Origin of the sequence: Pseudomonas sp. Z1-14 (genome assembly GCF_051132005.1) — a bacterium.
Classification (GTDB): Bacteria; Pseudomonadota; Gammaproteobacteria; order Pseudomonadales; family Pseudomonadaceae; genus Aquipseudomonas.
In genome coordinates this window covers 356,123-373,003 of sequence record NZ_CP071646.1, presented here as the reverse complement: position 1 = coordinate 373,003, position 16,881 = coordinate 356,123, and the positions used below count along the sequence as shown (strand labels likewise).

16 protein-coding genes are annotated in these 16,881 nt (G+C 61.1%); 6 read left to right on the top strand and 10 right to left on the bottom strand.

Annotated elements, in window-relative coordinates:
* The first annotated feature begins 7 nt into the window (after positions 1-7).
* Positions 8-2,191, top strand: coding sequence for a YccS family putative transporter (gene yccS / locus J3P89_RS01810; RefSeq protein ID WP_434696564.1), 2,184 nt, complete (start codon positions 8-10; stop codon positions 2,189-2,191).
* A 114-nt stretch (positions 2,192-2,305) separates the two neighbouring features.
* Here yccS and J3P89_RS01805 read toward each other — a convergent pair whose 3' ends face one another.
* Complete coding sequence (locus tag J3P89_RS01805; protein ID WP_434571263.1) at positions 2,306-3,043, bottom strand: substrate-binding periplasmic protein; 738 nt, start codon at positions 3,041-3,043, stop codon at positions 2,306-2,308.
* A gap of 260 nt (positions 3,044-3,303) precedes the next feature.
* On the opposite strand from J3P89_RS01805, the gene J3P89_RS01800 reads away from it, so the two are divergent.
* The gene (locus tag J3P89_RS01800) at positions 3,304-3,756 is read left to right on the top strand and encodes a GNAT family N-acetyltransferase (protein WP_434571261.1); all 453 of its coding nucleotides are present in this window, start codon (positions 3,304-3,306) and stop codon (positions 3,754-3,756) included.
* A gap of 111 nt (positions 3,757-3,867) precedes the next feature.
* Here J3P89_RS01800 and J3P89_RS01795 read toward each other — a convergent pair whose 3' ends face one another.
* From J3P89_RS01795 to J3P89_RS01785, 3 genes are read right to left on the bottom strand one after another with little or no spacing between them, the layout of a single operon-like run.
* Entirely contained in the window at positions 3,868-4,164 is a 297-nt protein-coding gene (locus J3P89_RS01795) for a winged helix-turn-helix domain-containing protein (RefSeq protein ID WP_434627482.1), read from the bottom strand.
* A gap of 4 nt (positions 4,165-4,168) precedes the next feature.
* Entirely contained in the window at positions 4,169-4,672 is a 504-nt protein-coding gene (locus J3P89_RS01790; RefSeq protein ID WP_434571257.1) for a M48 metallopeptidase family protein, read from the bottom strand.
* Positions 4,673-4,714: 42 nt separating this feature from the next.
* The gene (locus tag J3P89_RS01785) at positions 4,715-6,838 is read right to left on the bottom strand and encodes a putative bifunctional diguanylate cyclase/phosphodiesterase (RefSeq protein ID WP_434571255.1); all 2,124 of its coding nucleotides are present in this window, start codon (positions 6,836-6,838) and stop codon (positions 4,715-4,717) included.
* A 324-nt stretch (positions 6,839-7,162) separates the two neighbouring features.
* On the opposite strand from J3P89_RS01785, the gene J3P89_RS01780 reads away from it, so the two are divergent.
* From J3P89_RS01780 to J3P89_RS01765, 4 genes are all read left to right on the top strand, one after another.
* Positions 7,163-7,831, top strand: coding sequence for a polysaccharide lyase family 7 protein (locus J3P89_RS01780; protein WP_434696562.1), 669 nt, complete (start codon positions 7,163-7,165; stop codon positions 7,829-7,831).
* 21 nt (positions 7,832-7,852) lie between these two features.
* A complete protein-coding gene (locus tag J3P89_RS01775; protein WP_434696560.1) occupies positions 7,853-7,999 on the top strand; it encodes a hypothetical protein in 147 nt (48 codons plus the stop codon).
* 138 nt (positions 8,000-8,137) lie between these two features.
* On the top strand, positions 8,138-8,806 hold the full coding sequence (locus J3P89_RS01770) for a polysaccharide lyase family 7 protein (protein ID WP_305498250.1): 669 nt from the start codon (positions 8,138-8,140) through the stop codon (positions 8,804-8,806).
* A 459-nt stretch (positions 8,807-9,265) separates the two neighbouring features.
* Positions 9,266-9,550, top strand: coding sequence for a fructose-bisphosphate aldolase (locus J3P89_RS01765; RefSeq protein ID WP_434696559.1), 285 nt, complete (start codon positions 9,266-9,268; stop codon positions 9,548-9,550).
* Positions 9,551-10,474: 924 nt separating this feature from the next.
* Here the strand turns inward: J3P89_RS01765 and fba are convergent.
* The 6 genes from fba to tkt all read right to left on the bottom strand — a co-directional run bounded on the left by fba (position 10,475) and on the right by tkt (position 16,855).
* Positions 10,475-11,539: a class II fructose-bisphosphate aldolase gene (gene fba / locus J3P89_RS01760; RefSeq protein WP_003177554.1), complete on the bottom strand. Its 1,065-nt coding sequence runs from the start codon at positions 11,537-11,539 to the stop codon at positions 10,475-10,477.
* 276 nt (positions 11,540-11,815) lie between these two features.
* The gene (locus J3P89_RS01755; RefSeq protein WP_434571249.1) at positions 11,816-12,151 is read right to left on the bottom strand and encodes an MliC family protein; all 336 of its coding nucleotides are present in this window, start codon (positions 12,149-12,151) and stop codon (positions 11,816-11,818) included.
* 56 nt (positions 12,152-12,207) lie between these two features.
* Positions 12,208-12,432, bottom strand: coding sequence for a hypothetical protein (locus J3P89_RS01750; RefSeq protein ID WP_434571247.1), 225 nt, complete (start codon positions 12,430-12,432; stop codon positions 12,208-12,210).
* Between the two features lie 31 nt (positions 12,433-12,463).
* Complete coding sequence (locus tag J3P89_RS01745; RefSeq protein WP_198796856.1) at positions 12,464-13,627, bottom strand: phosphoglycerate kinase; 1,164 nt, start codon at positions 13,625-13,627, stop codon at positions 12,464-12,466.
* Between the two features lie 24 nt (positions 13,628-13,651).
* Positions 13,652-14,707: an erythrose-4-phosphate dehydrogenase gene (epd, locus tag J3P89_RS01740; RefSeq protein WP_434696558.1), complete on the bottom strand. Its 1,056-nt coding sequence runs from the start codon at positions 14,705-14,707 to the stop codon at positions 13,652-13,654.
* Positions 14,708-14,857: 150 nt separating this feature from the next.
* Positions 14,858-16,855 (bottom strand): transketolase, encoded by a 1,998-nt coding sequence (gene tkt / locus J3P89_RS01735; protein ID WP_434696556.1) that lies wholly within the window; start codon positions 16,853-16,855, stop codon positions 14,858-14,860.
* Positions 16,856-16,881: the final 26 nt, after the last annotated feature.

Sequence of the window (16,881 nt, the reverse complement as noted above, 5' to 3'; positions counted from 1 at the left end):
GCACTTCATGTCATCGACCTCGTTCAGCCAGTCTCTGCGTCGCCTTTGGGCGTTGGATAAATTCAGCTATAGCGTGCGGGTGTTCATCGCCCTGACCGGCAGCATGGTGCTGTGTTGGTACCTGGATAAGATGGCGCTGCTGATTCCGCTGTTCCTCGGCATCATCGCCAGCGCATTGGCCGAGACCGACGACAGCTGGCAAGGCCGCCTCAACGCGCTGGCCGTGACGCTGGTGTGCTTCAGCATCGCCGCGCTGTCGGTGGAGTTGCTGTTTCCCTATCCCGTCCTGTTCATCGTCGCCCTGGCCCTGGCGGCCTTCGGCCTGACCATGCTCGGCGCCCTGGGCGAGCGCTATGGCGCGATTGCCTCGGCTACCCTGATTCTTTCGGTCTACACCATGATCGGCGTGGACCAGCGCGGCGGTGCGATCACGGACTTCTGGCATGAGCCGGTGTTGCTGGTGGCCGGCGCCGCCTGGTATGGCCTGCTCTCGGTGTTGTGGCACGCGCTGTTTTCCAACCAGCCGGTGCAGCAGAGCCTGGCGCGCCTGTTCCGCGAACTGGGGCGCTACCTGAAACTCAAGTCATCGCTGCTGGAGCCGATCCGTCAGCTGGATATCGAGGCCCGACGCCTGGAGCTGGCCCAGCAGAATGGCCGGGTGGTGGCCGCGCTCAACAGCGCGAAGGAAATCATCCTGCACCGCGTCGGCAATGGCCGGCCGGGCTCGAAAGTCAGCCGCTACCTGAAGCTGTACTTCCTTGCCCAGGACATCCATGAACGCGCCAGCTCCTCGCACTATCCCTATAACGCCCTGGCCGAGGCGTTCTTCCACAGCGACGTACTGTTCCGCTGCCAGCGCCTGCTGCGCCAGCAAGGCAAGGCTTGCCTGGCACTGGCCGAGTCCATCCAGTTGCGCCAGCCGTTCGTCTACGACGACAGCTTCGCCGAAGCCCTGAACGATTTGCATGCTTCCCTGGAGCACCTGCGCATCCAGAGCAACCCGGCCTGGCGCGGCCTGTTGCGCTCTCTGCGGGCGTTGTCGGTCAACCTCGGCACGATGGACCGCCTGCTCAGCGACGCGAGCAACCCCGACGCCCTCGCCGACGCCACTGACAGCAGCCTGCTGGACCGCTCGCCACGCAACCTCAAGGACGTCTGGGTCCGCCTGCGCACGCAGCTCACGCCGACGTCGCTACTGTTCCGTCATGCCCTGCGCCTGCCCCTGGCGCTGAGCGTGGGCTACGCGATGGTGCACCTGATCCACCCCTCCCAGGGCTACTGGATCATCCTCACCACACTGTTCGTCTGCCAGCCCAACTACGGCGCCACGCGGCGCAAGCTCGGCCAACGGATCATCGGCACCGCCATCGGCCTGACGGTGGCCTGGGCGCTGTTCGACCTGTTTCCCAATCCGCTGGTGCAGTCGTGCTTCGCCATTGCCGCCGGGGTGGTGTTCTTTACCAACCGCACCACCCGCTACACCCTGGCGACTGCCGCGATCACCGTCATGGTGCTGTTCTGCTTCAATCAGGTCGGCGACGGCTACGGGCTGCTGCTGCCCCGGCTGTTCGATACCTTGCTCGGCAGCCTGATCGCCGGGCTGGCGGTGTTCCTGTTCCTGCCGGACTGGCAGGGCCGGCGACTGAACAAGGTGCTGGCCAACACGCTGACCTGCAACAGCATCTACCTGCGCCAGATCATGCAGCAATACGCCGCGGGCAAAAGTGACGACCTGGCCTATCGCCTGGCCCGGCGCAACGCCCATAACGCCGACGCGGCGCTGTCCACGACGCTGGCGAACATGCTGATGGAGCCGGGCCATTTCCGTAAGGAGGCCGACGTAGGGTTCCGCTTCCTGGTGCTGTCCCACACCCTGCTCAGTTACTTGTCGGGGCTCGGGGCCCACCGGGGCACCCAACTGCCGACTGAGGTGCGCGAGCAGCTGATCGACGGCGCCGGAGCAAGGCTGGCGACCAGCATCGATGAAATTGCCCAGGGCCTGGCGAGCAAACAGCCGATCGCGATCCAGAGCGACGACGAAGAAGCCCTCGCCAGCGAGCTTGAGCTGATGCCCGATGAAATCGACGAAGGCCAGCGGCTGGTGCAGACGCAACTGGCGTTGATCTGCCGGCAGTTGGGGCCGTTGCGCACGCTGGCGGCGCACCTGATCAAGGACACCAGTGAGGCTTGAGTGCTGTGGTGACCATGCCATCGTCTTCGCGAGCAGGCTCGCTCCCACAGGGGCAGGCATTTTCAGTGTGGGAGCGAGCCTGCTCGCGAAGGGGCCATCAGCCGCACAGCAGATTCACATCCCATGCGCCTTCAATAACTTCTGATAACTCCCATCCGCCTTCATCGCCGCAATCTCCCGATCAAACCCGGCGACGATCTGCTCATGCTCGGGATTCTTCAGGCTGACCAGGATATGCAGGCTGTTTTCACTCAACGGCTTGGGTAGAAATTCCACGGCATTGCGCACCTTGGCGGATTCGCGGGCCAGGTAATAACGGGCGACGTATTCGTCTTCCAGCGTCAGCTTCACCCGGTCGGCGGCGAGCATGCGCACGGCCATAGCAAAATTATGCACAGGGATTTTCTGCATCTTCTCGTCCTCATCGAACGCCTTGGAATAGGCGTAGCCACGAACCACGGCGATGGGATAGGCATACAACTGCTGCAGGTTGTCGAAGTCGATGGGCGAGTCCTTGCGCTTGATAAACCGCACGCGGTTGAGCAGGTACTCGGCCGAGAACTGGCCCACATGGGTGCGTTCCTCGGCGTACCAGGCATTGATCAGCACGTCATACCGCCCTTCGCTGATCCCCAGCATCGCCCGGGCCCAGGGCACCTGCTCGAAGTCACTGGCATAACCGGCGCGGGCCAGGGCGGTGGTGACGATATCGGTCGCAAGGCCGCCATTGACCAGCGTCGAGTCGGTAAAGGGTGGCCAGGCATCGGCGACCAGACGCAGTTTCTGCGCACAGGCGTTGTGGCTCAGCAACAGCAACCCGACCAAAGCAAGAGCTCGATGCAATCGCGGCATGCCTGACTTCCTTGACGGGTTCAAAGCCCGGTTTGTTTTTAGCCGAAACCCAAGGGACTCCCCAAGGCATCCGGGTCCTGACGTTAGCTCATCGAAACCGCTGCGCAGCGCTGGATTGAAGATTACATAAAGAAGGCAGTACCGCGACAAATCGATGATGGCATTTTGGTCTTTATCACAGATTTTTCGACCGATTGAAAAGAGACTTCCGACGCAAGGACGCCTAATATCGGCAGCAGGTTCTCTGGGAAATTCAAAAAATGGATATCGACTGGGTCTGCAAACATCACACTGACCTGAGCAAGGAACAGCTATACGCCATCCTGAAACTGCGCGCCGAAGTCTTCGTCGTCGAACAGAACTGTGCCTACCCGGACGTTGACGGACTGGACCTTGAAGGCGACACCTGCCATCTGATGGCTTGGCAGGACAACCACCTGGTCGCTTACCTTCGTTTGCTCGATCCGCATTCGCGAAACAGCGATGTGGTGATCGGCCGCGTGGTCATCGCCCCCGAGGCGCGAGGGCAAGGGCTGGGGCATACACTGATGGAACAAGCCTTGAAGCAGGCCGAAAAGCACTGGCCCGGCGTGTCGATCTCATTGTCGGCCCAGGCGCATCTGCAGGGGTATTACGGGCGATACGGGTTTGAAGTGGTGGGCGTGGAATATCTTGAGGATGGGATTCCGCACATCGGGATGCATCGGCCCTGAGGCCCTCTTCGCGAGCAGGCTCGCTCCCACAGAGGCACGGGATTTGCTGCCACCCAGGCCCCCTGTGGGAGCGAGCCTGCTCGCGAAGGCGTCAGTCCAGTCGCGGACGCTTCAGGGATAACCGAGCACCGCCTTGATCCCCTGCAGATTCTGCTCGATCCACTTGCAATCAATCGCCCCCCAATCGCGAATCCGATACCGCCCGGCATGGTTGCGCGCGCCCTCCTGCTGCTCGAATTCACAGAGGATGTCCAGGTCCGCCAGCGCCACGACGGTATCCTGGGCGGTGCGCCGAGGCATGCCGGTAACTTCGGTGAGCGCGGGAATGTTGCTGGCCAGGCCGCTGTCGATCAGGTAAGCCACGTACAGTCGACGATAGAAGCTGCTCTTGGTCTTGCTGACGTCCATTCGCTCATCCCTTGTCTTGTTGCAGGTCCCGCCAGGTCAGGTACACCCGCAGGTCGAATTCCAGCTGGTGATAGCCCGGCAGCATGTGCTCGCACAGCTGGTAGAAAGCCTTGTTGTGGTCCGATTCCTTGAAGTGGGCCAACTCGTGCACCACGATCATTTCCAGAAACTGGGGCGCTGCGTCCTTGAACAAAGAAGCAATGCGGATCTCTTTCTTGGCCTTGAGCTTGCCGCCCTGTACCCGCGACACCGCCGTATGCAGCCCAAGCGCGCGATGAGTCAGGTCGAGGCGGTTGTCGAACAGCACTTTGTCGATGGCCGGCGCGTTACGCAGGTAGCGCTGCTTGAGATCCAGCGCATAGCCGTACAACGCCTTGTCGCTCTGGATCGGATGGCGGCCGGGATAGCGTTGTTGGAGGTAATCGCCCAGTCGATCCTCGGCAATCAGTTGCTGCACCTGGGCTTGCAGCGCGGCGGGGTACGCCTGGAGGTATTTGAGCACGGTCATCGGACGGCAACACAGTCACTGGAGGCCGCCAGTGTAGCGAATTCAGGCCGGCACCGCGCTCCAGTCGAATGGTCGCGCGAAAGCATCTGTGTCCTCGGCCATCAAGGGCCGCGCCACGAGGAAGCCTTGCACATATTCACAGCCATGGGCCTTGAGCCAGTGATACTGCTGCGGCGTCTCGACCCCCTCGGCGATCACCCGCAAGCCCAATTGCTTGCACAGGTCGATCACCGAGGCGGCCAGCGCAGCGTCCCTGGGCGAGTCCGGCAAGCGGGCGATCAAGTGCCGATCAAGCTTGAGCGTATCGAGTTCGAGATCACGCAGATGCGCCAGCGAGCAAGGCCCCGAACCGAAGTCGTCCAGCGCCACTCGCACGCCCAGGTGGCGCAGCAGGCGCAATTGCTTATGGGTTTCGTCGGGGTTGCGCATCAGCGCGTCTTCGGTGATCTCGACCTCCAGCTGCCGTGGCTTCAACGCATGGCGATCCAGGACCTGGCGCAACTCGGTCACCAGGTTGGGCATGCCGAACTGGGTACTGCTCAGGCTCACGCCCAACACCAGGTCGTCGGGAAACATCCGCTCCCAGACTTTGCGCTGGGACGCACTGCGATGGTAAATCCAGCTGCCCAGCCGACTGATCAACCGAGCCTCCTCCAGCAACGGCAGGAACAAGCCCGGCGGTACGTCCCCAACGCTGGGGTGCTGCCAGCGCAGCAGCGCCTCGAACCCTCGGGTCCGTCCGTCGAGGATGCTGACCTGTGGTTGATAGACCATATTGAAGTCGCGGTTTTCGATGGCCGAACGTACGCTTTCCTCAAGCATCAGCCGTGAACGGGCTCGGCCGTTCATTTCGTGATCGTAGAAACGATACTGCTGGCGGCCGGCGCGCTTGGCCTCGTACATGGCGATGTCGGACGCGCGAAGCAACCCGTCGAGGTTGGAGCCGCAGTCCGGGTACGTGGCGATGCCGATACTGGCGCCCAGCGCCACGTCCATGCCTTCGATCTGCTGGCAGACCGAGACGCGCTCGATGAGTTTCTCGGCAATCTTCGCCGCCTGCTCGGGCACCTCAAGATCCAGCAGCGCCGTGAACTCATCGCCGCCGAGCCGCGCGAGGATATCGAACGGGCGCAGGCAGGCCTTCAACTGTTCCGACACCCAGCGCAACACCCGGTCGCCGGCATCGTGGCCCAGCGAGTCATTGACCCGCTTGAAGCCATCGAGGTCCAGGTACAACAGCACCCAGTTGCTTTCCAGCCGTTCGCTGCGCATCAGCAGGTTTTCGGCGGTCTGATAGAACCCCCTGCGGTTGAGCAAACCGGTCAGGGGATCAGTGACGGCCTGGAACTCCAGCTGCTGGTGCAGATGACGAACCACCGACATGTCCTGAAGCGTCACCACCATGGCCTTTTGTTCCGAAGGCAGGGGGGCACAGGACAAGGCCACCGACACTTGCTGGCCGGGCGCGGTGCGCAGCACGGCGTCGTGCAAGCGCCAGGTTTCGCCACGTCGATAGGCGGCATGGATATCCGAATCGATCCACTCGGGAATATGGGGTTTCTGCAGGAAATCCAGGAAGGGCATCCCTTGCAATCGGTCCGCAGTGGCGTTGAGCAAGCGGCACGTCGAAGGGTTGGCAAAACGGATGAAACCGCCTTCATCCACCACCAGGATGCCTTCGGCGGCGTTATCCAGCACCGAGGCATTAAAGGCCCTGGCTGCCTCCAGGTCCTGGCTCAAACGCTGCAAGGCCCGGCGATTGCGCTGGTGCTCGAGCAACGCGTGGACCTTGGGCTTGAGAATCTGCGGGTCGAATGGCTTGAACAGGTAATCCACCGCGCCGCTGGCGTAACCCTTGATCACCGCGTCCTGGGACTGCTCGTTGGCGGTCAGAAAGATGATCGGCGTGAGCCGCGTGCGCTGGCTGCCACGCATCAGACGCGCCACTTCGAAGCCGTCCATGTCCGGCATCTGCACATCCAGCAGCACCAGGTCGATGTCATGTTCGAGTAGCAGGTTGAGGGCCTCGACACCCGAGGACGCGGTCATGACCTGCCAATCCTGACGCTGCAACAACGCTCGCATGCTGAGCAGGTTTTCAGGGTAGTCATCAACAATCAAAAGGACGGAGCTGTCTTCGCCAAACGGGGGTTGCGCGCATTCCATGCTGCTTCTCTTATCGGGACGCCATGTCCGTCCTACGTGGGAAAACGGACAACATACAGTGATCTCACTCTAGACCGGGATTTTGAAAAGCAGTAGGTGTCATGACGCCATCATCCAGACAAAGCCCGAAATAGCCGACTAACGGTCACCCTGCTCAGGCACAGAAACTGCAATGACCCCCACGACGAACAATTGACGTCAAACATTCGCCGAGCGGTCAACAACAAAAGCCCCACCCAGCGTTTCGAGACGCTCAAAAGGGCGGTTCAAAGCCTCCCGACACGGCGTACACCCTTTTACATCCCGATACGCAGGACACACGACATGATCGATCTCGCAACCTGGAACCTGAGCATTCCTGAAGGCGCACCACCGGCGACCATCCAGACTTCGCAACTGGTACAAGGCTTCAAGAACCAGTATTTCAACTCGGAAACCGGCACCGTGTTTTTCTGGGTCCCCGTCACGGGCGCCACGACGGCCAACGCCATTTACCCTCGCAGCGAGCTGCGCGAAACCAACAGCGACGGCACGTTGCGCAATTGGTTGTACCCGGCTGCGGATAACAAGCTGGCCGCCACGTTGACCGTCGGCCAGGTGCCCAGCACCGGCAAGCTGGTGATTGGCCAGATCCATACCAAGGACAGCACCAGCCCCATGGTGAAGCTGGAGTACCAGTACAAGACCTACAGCTCCACCGGCAACATCGTCGCCAAGGTGCGCATGCGTCCCGACGACGCCACGGGCCAGGTCATCACCATCGCCACCGGCATCAAGCTCAACCAGCCGTTCTCGTACCTGATCCACCTCAACCGTGCAGGCCTCTTGACCATCAACGGCGCCGGCTATCAGTGGAGTGCCACCATCAGCAACACCTGGAGCACCAAACCGTTGTACTTCAAGGCTGGCGTCTACGTGCAGGACAACGCTGGCTACGCCACCGAAGGGGCAAAAGCCACGTTCAGCCTGCTGGATATCGATCACAACCTCTAAGGTTTCCCCCCGAGCAGCAGCATGGATCGCTGCCTGCCCGCCGCCGACTCGCTCCCCTTCGATCAACGTCGCAATGGCACCGCCAAAAAGCCATCGTTCAATAAAATTTTGACGCTATCGACCAACGGTCAATTATCTGCGGCACAAAATCGCCAATCCCTACTCTGACGGACTGCTGACGCCAAACCTCCGCCGTACGAACGTGCCAAATGTTTGTCCGCATTCCTGCCGGCGTCCGCAGAAAGCGCGTCTTAGAGCCTCCGGCTGTGGCGTAAATCATTTCTTCTTCTCAGAAAGGATCCGAACATGGTCGATCTAGCAACCTGGAACCTGAGCATCCCCGAAGGCAGCCCGCCGAAAACCATCGAAACCCCTCGACTGGTGGATGGATTCAGGGACAAGTACTTCAATTCCGAAGGCAGCACGGTGTATTTCTGGTCGCCGGTGACCGGCACCAAAACCGAAAACGCGATCTACCCACGCAGCGAACTACGTGAGACCTACCGAGACGGCACCCTGCGCAACTGGCTTTACCCAGAGGCCGACAATCAATTGCGCGCAACGCTGGTGGTCAATCAGGTTCCCAGCAGCGGCAAAATCGTGATTGGTCAGATCCATGCCAAGGACAGCAACAAACCGATGGTGAAGCTGGAATACCAATTCAAGGACGCCACCAACACCGGCAACATCGTCGCCAAGGTGCGCATGCGCCCCGATGACAGCAAAAGCCGGGTCATCACGGTAGCGACAGGCGTGAAGCTTGACCGGGCCTTTTCTTATCGGATCCACCTGGATCGCACCGGCGACCTGGGCATCACCGCCGCCGGTAATAGCTGGTACACCACGGTCGGCGCCGCCTGGCGGGTCAAGCCGTTGTATTTCAAGGCCGGGGTTTATGTGCAGGACAACAGTGGCTATACCAGCGAAGGTGGCAAGGTGACGTTCAGCAAGCTGGACATCGATCACAACACTTGAAGTTTCGCTTCCTAAAATCTCGTAGGAAACATCCCCTTGTGGTGAGGGGATTTGTTCCCGCTGGGCTGTGAAGCGGCCCCATCTTTTGTCAGACCTAGCGCATACACCGGTTTGCGGCGGCTGCGCCCCCGAGCGGGAGCAAGCTCCCTCGCCACGGGGGCCCGGTGCGTCCTACAGGTCAATTTTGGCCTGGAAAACCTACTCTATAGTTTGGTTGGTCTGCTGGCTTTGGTCAGTGGCAGGGGTTTCGCAGCCCTGGTGAGTTAGAATCACGACCGTCAAAAGTCAACATAGGCGCATTCCGCCTGCGTTCGGCTTTTTATGGCGGCTGTGTGCGGGAGATCTTCGGGTCTGCCGAGTTTCTCTGACTCCTCGGTCTGCGAACCCGCACATGGCTGCCACCCAATTTGTTTCGCAGCGAACGGTGGCAATTACTTTTTCTTGAGTTAGAGGTTTGTCATGAAAACCGAACAATTGCTTGGCCGCTTCACTCCGCTCACCCCGATCGCCACCACCCAACCCATCCTGTTCATCGACAGCACCGCGCCCCTGACCGAGCTTCATGCGTGCGCCAGCGAACGCCTGCATGCCACTCTTGATTACCTGACGCTTATTGCCTGCACCACTTTGCGCGATTCGGCTGCCGGGGATCTCAACACTCTCACTAATGTCGCCCGGATTCTGGTTCAGGATGTGGCCGATGTGTTTGGTGTCATTGAGCAACGTGGGCTCGAAGAGCAATAAAACCTGCGTGCAGGAGATCCCCTATGGGAGGGAGCTTGCTCGCGATGGCGTTGGATCTGTAGCGGAAATGTTGGCTGACTCGGCGCTATCAGGATCGTGTATATATCCGTTTTTTTGTAACGGCTACTTATGGTTCCGCTCTTACAGCGGGTCACTTTTGGAGAGCGCCAAAAGTAACCAAAAACGCCCTGCCCCACCACTCGGTGCCTCGCTAAGGCTCGGCATGCCCTCACTCCGGCATTGCTCCGTGGGCCCGCCGCGAAGGGCCGTCCCTGGCCCAGCGCGGCTAACCCGGCATCCATGCCGGGTTGCCACTGCGCAATGCCTGCGTTTGGCCAGCGTGGTTAACGGGGCGCCGAAATCAACGTCCACCGCGAGGCGGCCTGAAGCCGACCTGGTTCTGGATGGGGTCCGCGCTCCTCCTGTGGGAGCGAGCCTGCTCGCGAAGAGGCCAGTAAGCCCAACGCCATCTGATTGAACCACCGCTATTGCAAGCCAGCTTACGGTGGCGGCAGGAAATTCAGTCCTTTCATCGACTGTGACACCGACTTCGCGAGCAAGCCCGCTCCCACAGGGGCAACGCGAACCTCATCCAGAACCAGGTCGGCTACCAGGCCGCCTCGCGGTGGACGTTGATTTCGGCGCCCCGTTAAGCACGATGGCCGAACGCAGGTATTGTGGAGTGGGTACCTCGGCATGGATGCCGGAGTGAGGGCATGCCGAGCCTTAGCGAGGCACCGAGTGGTGGGGCAGAGCGTTTTGCTTACTTTTGACTGGGCCGGCTTCCGGGCTTTTCAAAAGTGAGACGCTGTAAGAGCGTAACCATAAGCAGCCACCACCCAAAAAACGGATATACACCCAAATCCCAAGCATTAAAAAACCCGCATCACTGCGGGTTCTTTAATAATGAATAACGCGAAAAGCTTAGTTGACCTTAGCGTTCAACTCACCCTTCAAATACCGCTGATACATGGCTTCCAGCGAGATCGGCTTGATCTTCGACGCATTACCCGCCGTACCAAACGCCTCATAACGCGCAATACACACATCACGCATCGCCGTCACGGTCGCACCGAAGAACTTACGCGGATCAAACTCGCTAGGATTGGTCGCCATCAGACGACGCATGGCACCGGTGGAAGCCAGGCGCAGGTCAGTGTCGATGTTGACCTTGCGCACGCCGTACTTGATGCCTTCGACGATTTCCTCGACCGGCACGCCGTAGGTTTCCTTGATGTCGCCACCGTACTGGTTGATGATCGCCAGCCACTCCTGCGGTACCGAAGAGGAGCCGTGCATCACCAAGTGAGTGTTGGGGATGCGCTTGTGGATTTCCTTGATGCGGTCGATGGCCAGCACGTCGCCGGTAGGCGGCTTGGTGAACTTGTAGGCGCCGTGGCTGGTGCCAATGGCGATCGCCAAGGCGTCGACCTGGGTTTTCTTGACGAAGTCGGCGGCTTCTTCCGGGTCGGTCAGCATCTGGCTGTGATCCAGCACGCCTTCGGCGCCGATGCCATCTTCCTCACCGGCCATGCCGGTTTCCAGCGAGCCCAGGCAACCTAGCTCACCTTCCACCGAGACGCCGCAGGCGTGGGCCATGGCGACGGTTTGCTGGGTGACACGGACGTTGTATTCGTAGTCGGTCGGGGTCTTGCCGTCTTCGCCCAGGGAACCGTCCATCATGACCGAGCTGAAGCCCAGTTGGATGGAGCGTTGGCAGACGTCAGGGCTGGTGCCGTGGTCCTGGTGCATGCACACCGGAATGTGCGGGAATTCTTCGATTGCCGCCAGGATCAGGTGACGCAGGAACGGCGCGCCGGCGTATTTGCGAGCGCCGGCCGAAGCCTGGACGATCACCGGGGAGTCAGTCTTGTCAGCGGCTTCCATGATGGCGCGCATCTGCTCAAGGTTGTTGACGTTAAAGGCTGGGACGCCGTAGCCGAATTCGGCTGCGTGGTCCAGCATCTGACGCATGCTGATAAGTGCCATTAGTGTGTCTCTCCCGGTCGAGGGTCGTTAATCGTGCCAGCCTGCCGGAGCGGCGGCGGCTATTCAAGTCATTGCGGGTCGGGGCTGGCCCGAGCCTGCGTGTTCCGTATCGCCAAACCCAAACATTGACGCGATCCCTGTGGGAGCGAGCTTGCTCGCGATGAGGGTGGCACATTCAACATCTCTGTTGCCTGATAGACCGCTATCGCGAGCAAGCTCGCTCCCACATGGGATCTGCTTTCCCTATTCAGATCTGTGTGAATCAGCTGAATCCTGTCAATCGGCCTTGCAGCCCCGCCCAATCAGATCATTGGTGGCGACCCAATACGCCAGGCCTTCCTCACCCTTGATGTGCAACGCCAGCATGTCATCGCTGTACAGCGAACCTTCGGCGCCGGGCTCAAGCTTGAGGCGATAAACCTTGTCAGCGCCGCCCAGCCGGACATCGACTTCCTTGCGCGCTGCATCGGCATAACGCCAGAGCACCTTGGCCTCGCTGTCACATGTCCAACTCGTCCAGCCCTCTGCAGCAGGCTCGGACGACTGCAAAAAACCCAGTTGCGAGCAACCGGCCAACAATGCCAACGCCACGACGGCGATAAAGCCTTTCATCCGTGTTCCTCGACGGGCGGCCCGTGCCGCTCGCCATGAGTTAAGAGTCTGACCCGTCAAGGGCAACCATGTTCCTTGACCGGCGCCTGCGTCTCGTATTTATCCAGGCCGTCCGGCCCGGAACGCTTGTTCAGTACCGGGTTGGTCTCGGCCTGCCAGTCAGCCTGATAACAGCCTTGCTCAGGCACTGGCGCCGCCGTATCCGGCGCGGTGGCTTGCGGGCTGCTCGAGCAAGCCACCAACAGCGTCGCGGCCATCAGCGACATGAACGTCTTGACCATCGGAACACTCCTTTGCCTGGTCAACGTCGCCTCAGGCCTTGGCCCGGCTTTCCAGGACTTCCACGGCAGGCAGCACTTTGCCCTCGACGAACTCGAGGAACGCGCCACCACCGGTAGAAATGTAGGAGATCTGCTCGGCTACGCCATATTTATCGATGGCAGCCAGGGTGTCGCCACCGCCCGCGATGGAAAACGCAGCGCTTTCGGCGATCGCCTGGGCCAGCACCTTGGTGCCGTTGCCGAACTGGTCGAACTCGAACACACCGACCGGACCGTTCCACAGGATGGTCTGGGAGGATTTCAGCAGTTCGGCGAAGTTCGCCGCGGTTTGCGGACCAATGTCGAGGATCATGTCGTCCTCGGCCACGTCGTCGATCAGCTTGACGGTGGCGGTGGCACTTTCGGCGAATTCCTTGGCGACCACCACATCCACGGGCAACGGTACGCTGACCTTGGCGGCGATTTCACGGGCGGTGTCCAGCAGATCCGGCTCGTACAAGGATTTGCCTACCGGGTGACCGGCGGCGGCGAGGAAGGTGTTGGCGATGCCGCCACCGACGATCAACTGGTTGCAGACCTGGCTCAGGCTGTTGAGCACGTCCAGTTTGGTCGAAACCTTGGAGCCGGCAACGATGGCGGCCATCGGCTGGGCTGGCGAGCCCAGGGCCTTGCCCAGCGCGTCCAGCTCGGCCGCCAGCAACGGACCTGCGGCGGCGACCTTGGCGAACTTAGCCACGCCGTGGGTCGAGCCCTCGGCGCGGTGCGCGGTGCCGAAGGCGTCCATCACGAACACGTCGCACAGGGCGGCGTATTGCTGGGCCAGCTCATCGGCGTTCTTTTTCTCGCCCTTGTTGAAGCGCACGTTTTCGAACAGCACGACATCGCCAGCCTTGACGTCGACGCCGCCCAGGTAATCGGCCACCAACGGCACGTCGCGGCCCAGCGCCTTGCTCAGGTAATCCGCCACCGGCTTGAGGCTGTTCTCGGCCGAGAATTCACCTTCGGTCGGACGGCCCAGGTGCGAGCAGACCATCACGGCCGCGCCTTTTTCCAAGGCCAGCTTGATGGTCGGCAGCGAGGCCAGGATGCGCGCGTCGCTGGTGACAACACCGTCCTTGACGGGGACGTTGAGGTCTTCGCGAATCAGTACGCGCTTACCTTGCAGATCGAGGTCGGACATCTTCAACACGGTCATGGGTCGCAATTCCTGGGTAACTGTTTAGAGAGCAGGTTTATTGGAAGCGGTTTTCAGGTAATGCTCGGCAACGTCCAGCATACGATTGGCAAAACCCCATTCGTTGTCGAACCAGGCCAGGATGTTCACAAGCCTGGGCCCGGAAACGCGGGTCTGGCTGGCATCGACGATGGCCGAATGTGGGTCGTGGTTGAAATCACAACTGGCGTGAGGCAACTCGGTGTAGGCCAGGAGGCCTTTGAGCGGGCCGCTGGTGGCGGCTTCGCGCAGGATCCGGTTGACCTCGATGGCGTCGGTATCGCTCACAGTCTGCATCGTGATGTCGAGGCAAGACACGTTGACCGTCGGCACCCGCACGGCTTTGGCCTGAATTCGCCCGGCAAGTTCCGGCAACAGCCGTTCAATGCCGCGCGCCAGACCAGTGGACACCGGAATCACCGATTGGAAGGCCGAACGGGTACGGCGCAAATCCTCGTGGTGATAGGCGTCGATCACCGGCTGATCATTCATCGCCGAGTGGATGGTGGTGATCGACACGTATTCCAGGCCGATAGCCTGGTCCAGCAGGCGCAACAGCGGCACGCCGCAGTTGGTGGTGCAGGACGCGTTGGACACCAGCAGCTCTTCGCCGGTCAGGCAGTCCTGGTTCACACCGTAGACGATGGTGGCGTCAACGTCGGCCTCGCTGGCCATCGGCTGGGAGAACAGCACCCGTGGCGCGCCGGCAGCGATGAACCGCTGGCCATCGTCACGGGTGTTATAGGCGCCGGAGCACTCAAGCACCAGATCGACGTTCAGGGACGCCCAATCGATGCCTTCGGGCGTGGCGCTGCGCAGGACCTTCACGCAGTCGCCATTAATGTGCAGACAATCGCCCTCGACCCGCACTTCGCCGGGAAACCGGCCGTGGGTGGAGTCAAAGCGTGTCAGGTATTCGATGCTGGCCATGTCGGCCAGATCGTTGATGGCCACAATCTCGAACCCGGCCTTTGCCCCTCGCTCGAACAACGCACGCAAGACGCAACGACCAATGCGGCCGTAGCCGTTGAGTGCAACTTTGTAGGGACGCGGTTGGGGCATGGGGTTCTCGATTACCGTGGTGAATCCTTCAGCTCAGTATTGCCCGAGCCACCGCTTTCGCGAGCAAGCCCGCTCCCACATTGAAATGCAATCTCATGTGGGAGCGGGCTTGCTCGCGAAGGCGGCAGCTCAGACGACGCAAGTTTCGGATCAGTCTTCCAGCAGCTCTTCAGCCTGCCCCAGAATGTTCTCCAGGGTGAAGCCGAATTCCTCGAACAGCGCCGACGCAGGCGCCGACTCACCGTAGGTGGTCATGCCGATCACGCGGCCTTCCAGGCCCACGTACTTGTACCAGTAATCGGCGTGAGCGGCTTCGATGGCAATGCGCGCGCTGACCTGCAACGGCAACACCGCTTGCTTGTAGCCGGCATCCTGGGCGTCGAACACGCTGGTGCAAGGCATGGAGACCACGCGCACGTTGCGGCCCTGCCCGGTCAGCTTGTCGAAGGCCTGGACGGCCAGGCCGACTTCCGAACCGGTGGCGATCAGGATCAGCTCAGGCTCGCCGATGCAGTCCTTGAGCACGTAGCCGCCACGGCTGATGTCGCCGATCTGGCCGGCATCGCGCTCCTGGTGCTGCAGGTTCTGGCGCGAGAAGATCAGCGCCGATGGGCCGTCGTTGCGCTCGATGGCGTGCTTCCAGGCCACAGCGGACTCCACCGCGTCGCATGGGCGCCAGGTGTCCAGGTTCGGCGTGCAGCGCAGGCTCGCCAGTTGTTCGATCGGCTGATGAGTCGGGCCGTCTTCGCCCAGGCCGATGGAGTCGTGGGTGAACACGTACAGGATGCGTTTTTTCATCAGCGCCGACATACGCACAGCGTTGCGGGCGTATTCCATGAACATCAGGAAGGTCGCGCCGTAAGGCACCAGGCCGCCGTGCAGGGCAACGCCGTTCATGATCGCGCTCATGCCGAACTCACGAACGCCGTAGTACATGTAGTTGCCGCTGGCGTCTTCGGCGGTTACACCCTTGCAGCCTTTCCACAGGGTCAGGTTGGAGCCTGCCAGGTCGGCCGAACCGCCCAGCAGTTCCGGCAGCAGCGGGCCGAAGGCATTCAGGGTGTTCTGGCTGGCCTTGCGGCTGGCGATGGTTTCGCCCTTGGCCGCGACTTCGGCGATGTAGGCAGAAGCTTTCTCGGCGAAGTCGGCCGGCAGCTCGCCGCTGAAGCGACGGACCAGTTCGTTGGCCAGCTCAGGGAATTCGGCGGAGTAGGCTGCAAAACGTTGGTCCCACTCGGCTTCGGCCGCGCGGCCTTTTTCCTTGGCGTCCCATTCGGCATAAATGTCGGCCGGGATTTCGAACGGGCCGTGTTCCCACTTCAGCGCGGCGCGGGTCAGGGCGATTTCCTCGGCGCCCAGTGGCGCGCCGTGGCAGTCTTCCTTGCCCTGCTTGTTCGGCGAGCCGAAACCGATGGTGGTCTTGCAGCAGATCAGTGTCGGCTGGGCGCTCTTGCGCGCAGTCTCGATGGCGATCTTGATTTCTTCCGGGTCGTGACCGTCGACGTTGCGGATCACCAGCCAGTTGTAGGCTTCGAAGCGCTTGGGGGTGTCGTCGGTGAACCAGCCTTCCACCTCGCCGTCGATGGAAATGCCGTTGTCATCGTAGAAGGCGATCAGCTTGTCCAGGCCCAGGGTACCGGCCAGGGAAGCGACTTCGTGGGAAATGCCTTCCATCATGCAGCCATCACCCAGGAACACGTAGGTGTGGTGATCGACGATGTCGTGGCCCGGACGGTTGAACTGCGCCGCCAGGACTTTTTCCGCCAAAGCGAAGCCCACGGCGTTGGCCAGGCCCTGGCCCAACGGACCGGTGGTGGTTTCAACGCCTGGGGTGTAGCCGTATTCCGGGTGGCCCGGGGTGCGGCTGTGCAGCTGGCGGAAGTTCTTCAGGTCATCGATCGACAGGTCATAACCGGTCAGGTGCAGCAGCGAGTAGATCAACATCGAGCCGTGGCCGTTGGACAGCACGAAGCGGTCGCGGTCGGCAAACGATGGGTTGCTCGGGTTGTGCTTGAGGTAGTCGCGCCAAAGCACCTCGGCGATATCCGCCATACCCATGGGGGCACCGGGATGGCCGCTGTTGGCTTTCTGCACGGCATCCATGCTGAGGGCACGAATGGCATTGGCACGCTCACGACGGCTGGGCATCGCTGATCTCCTGGGTTTTGAATAAC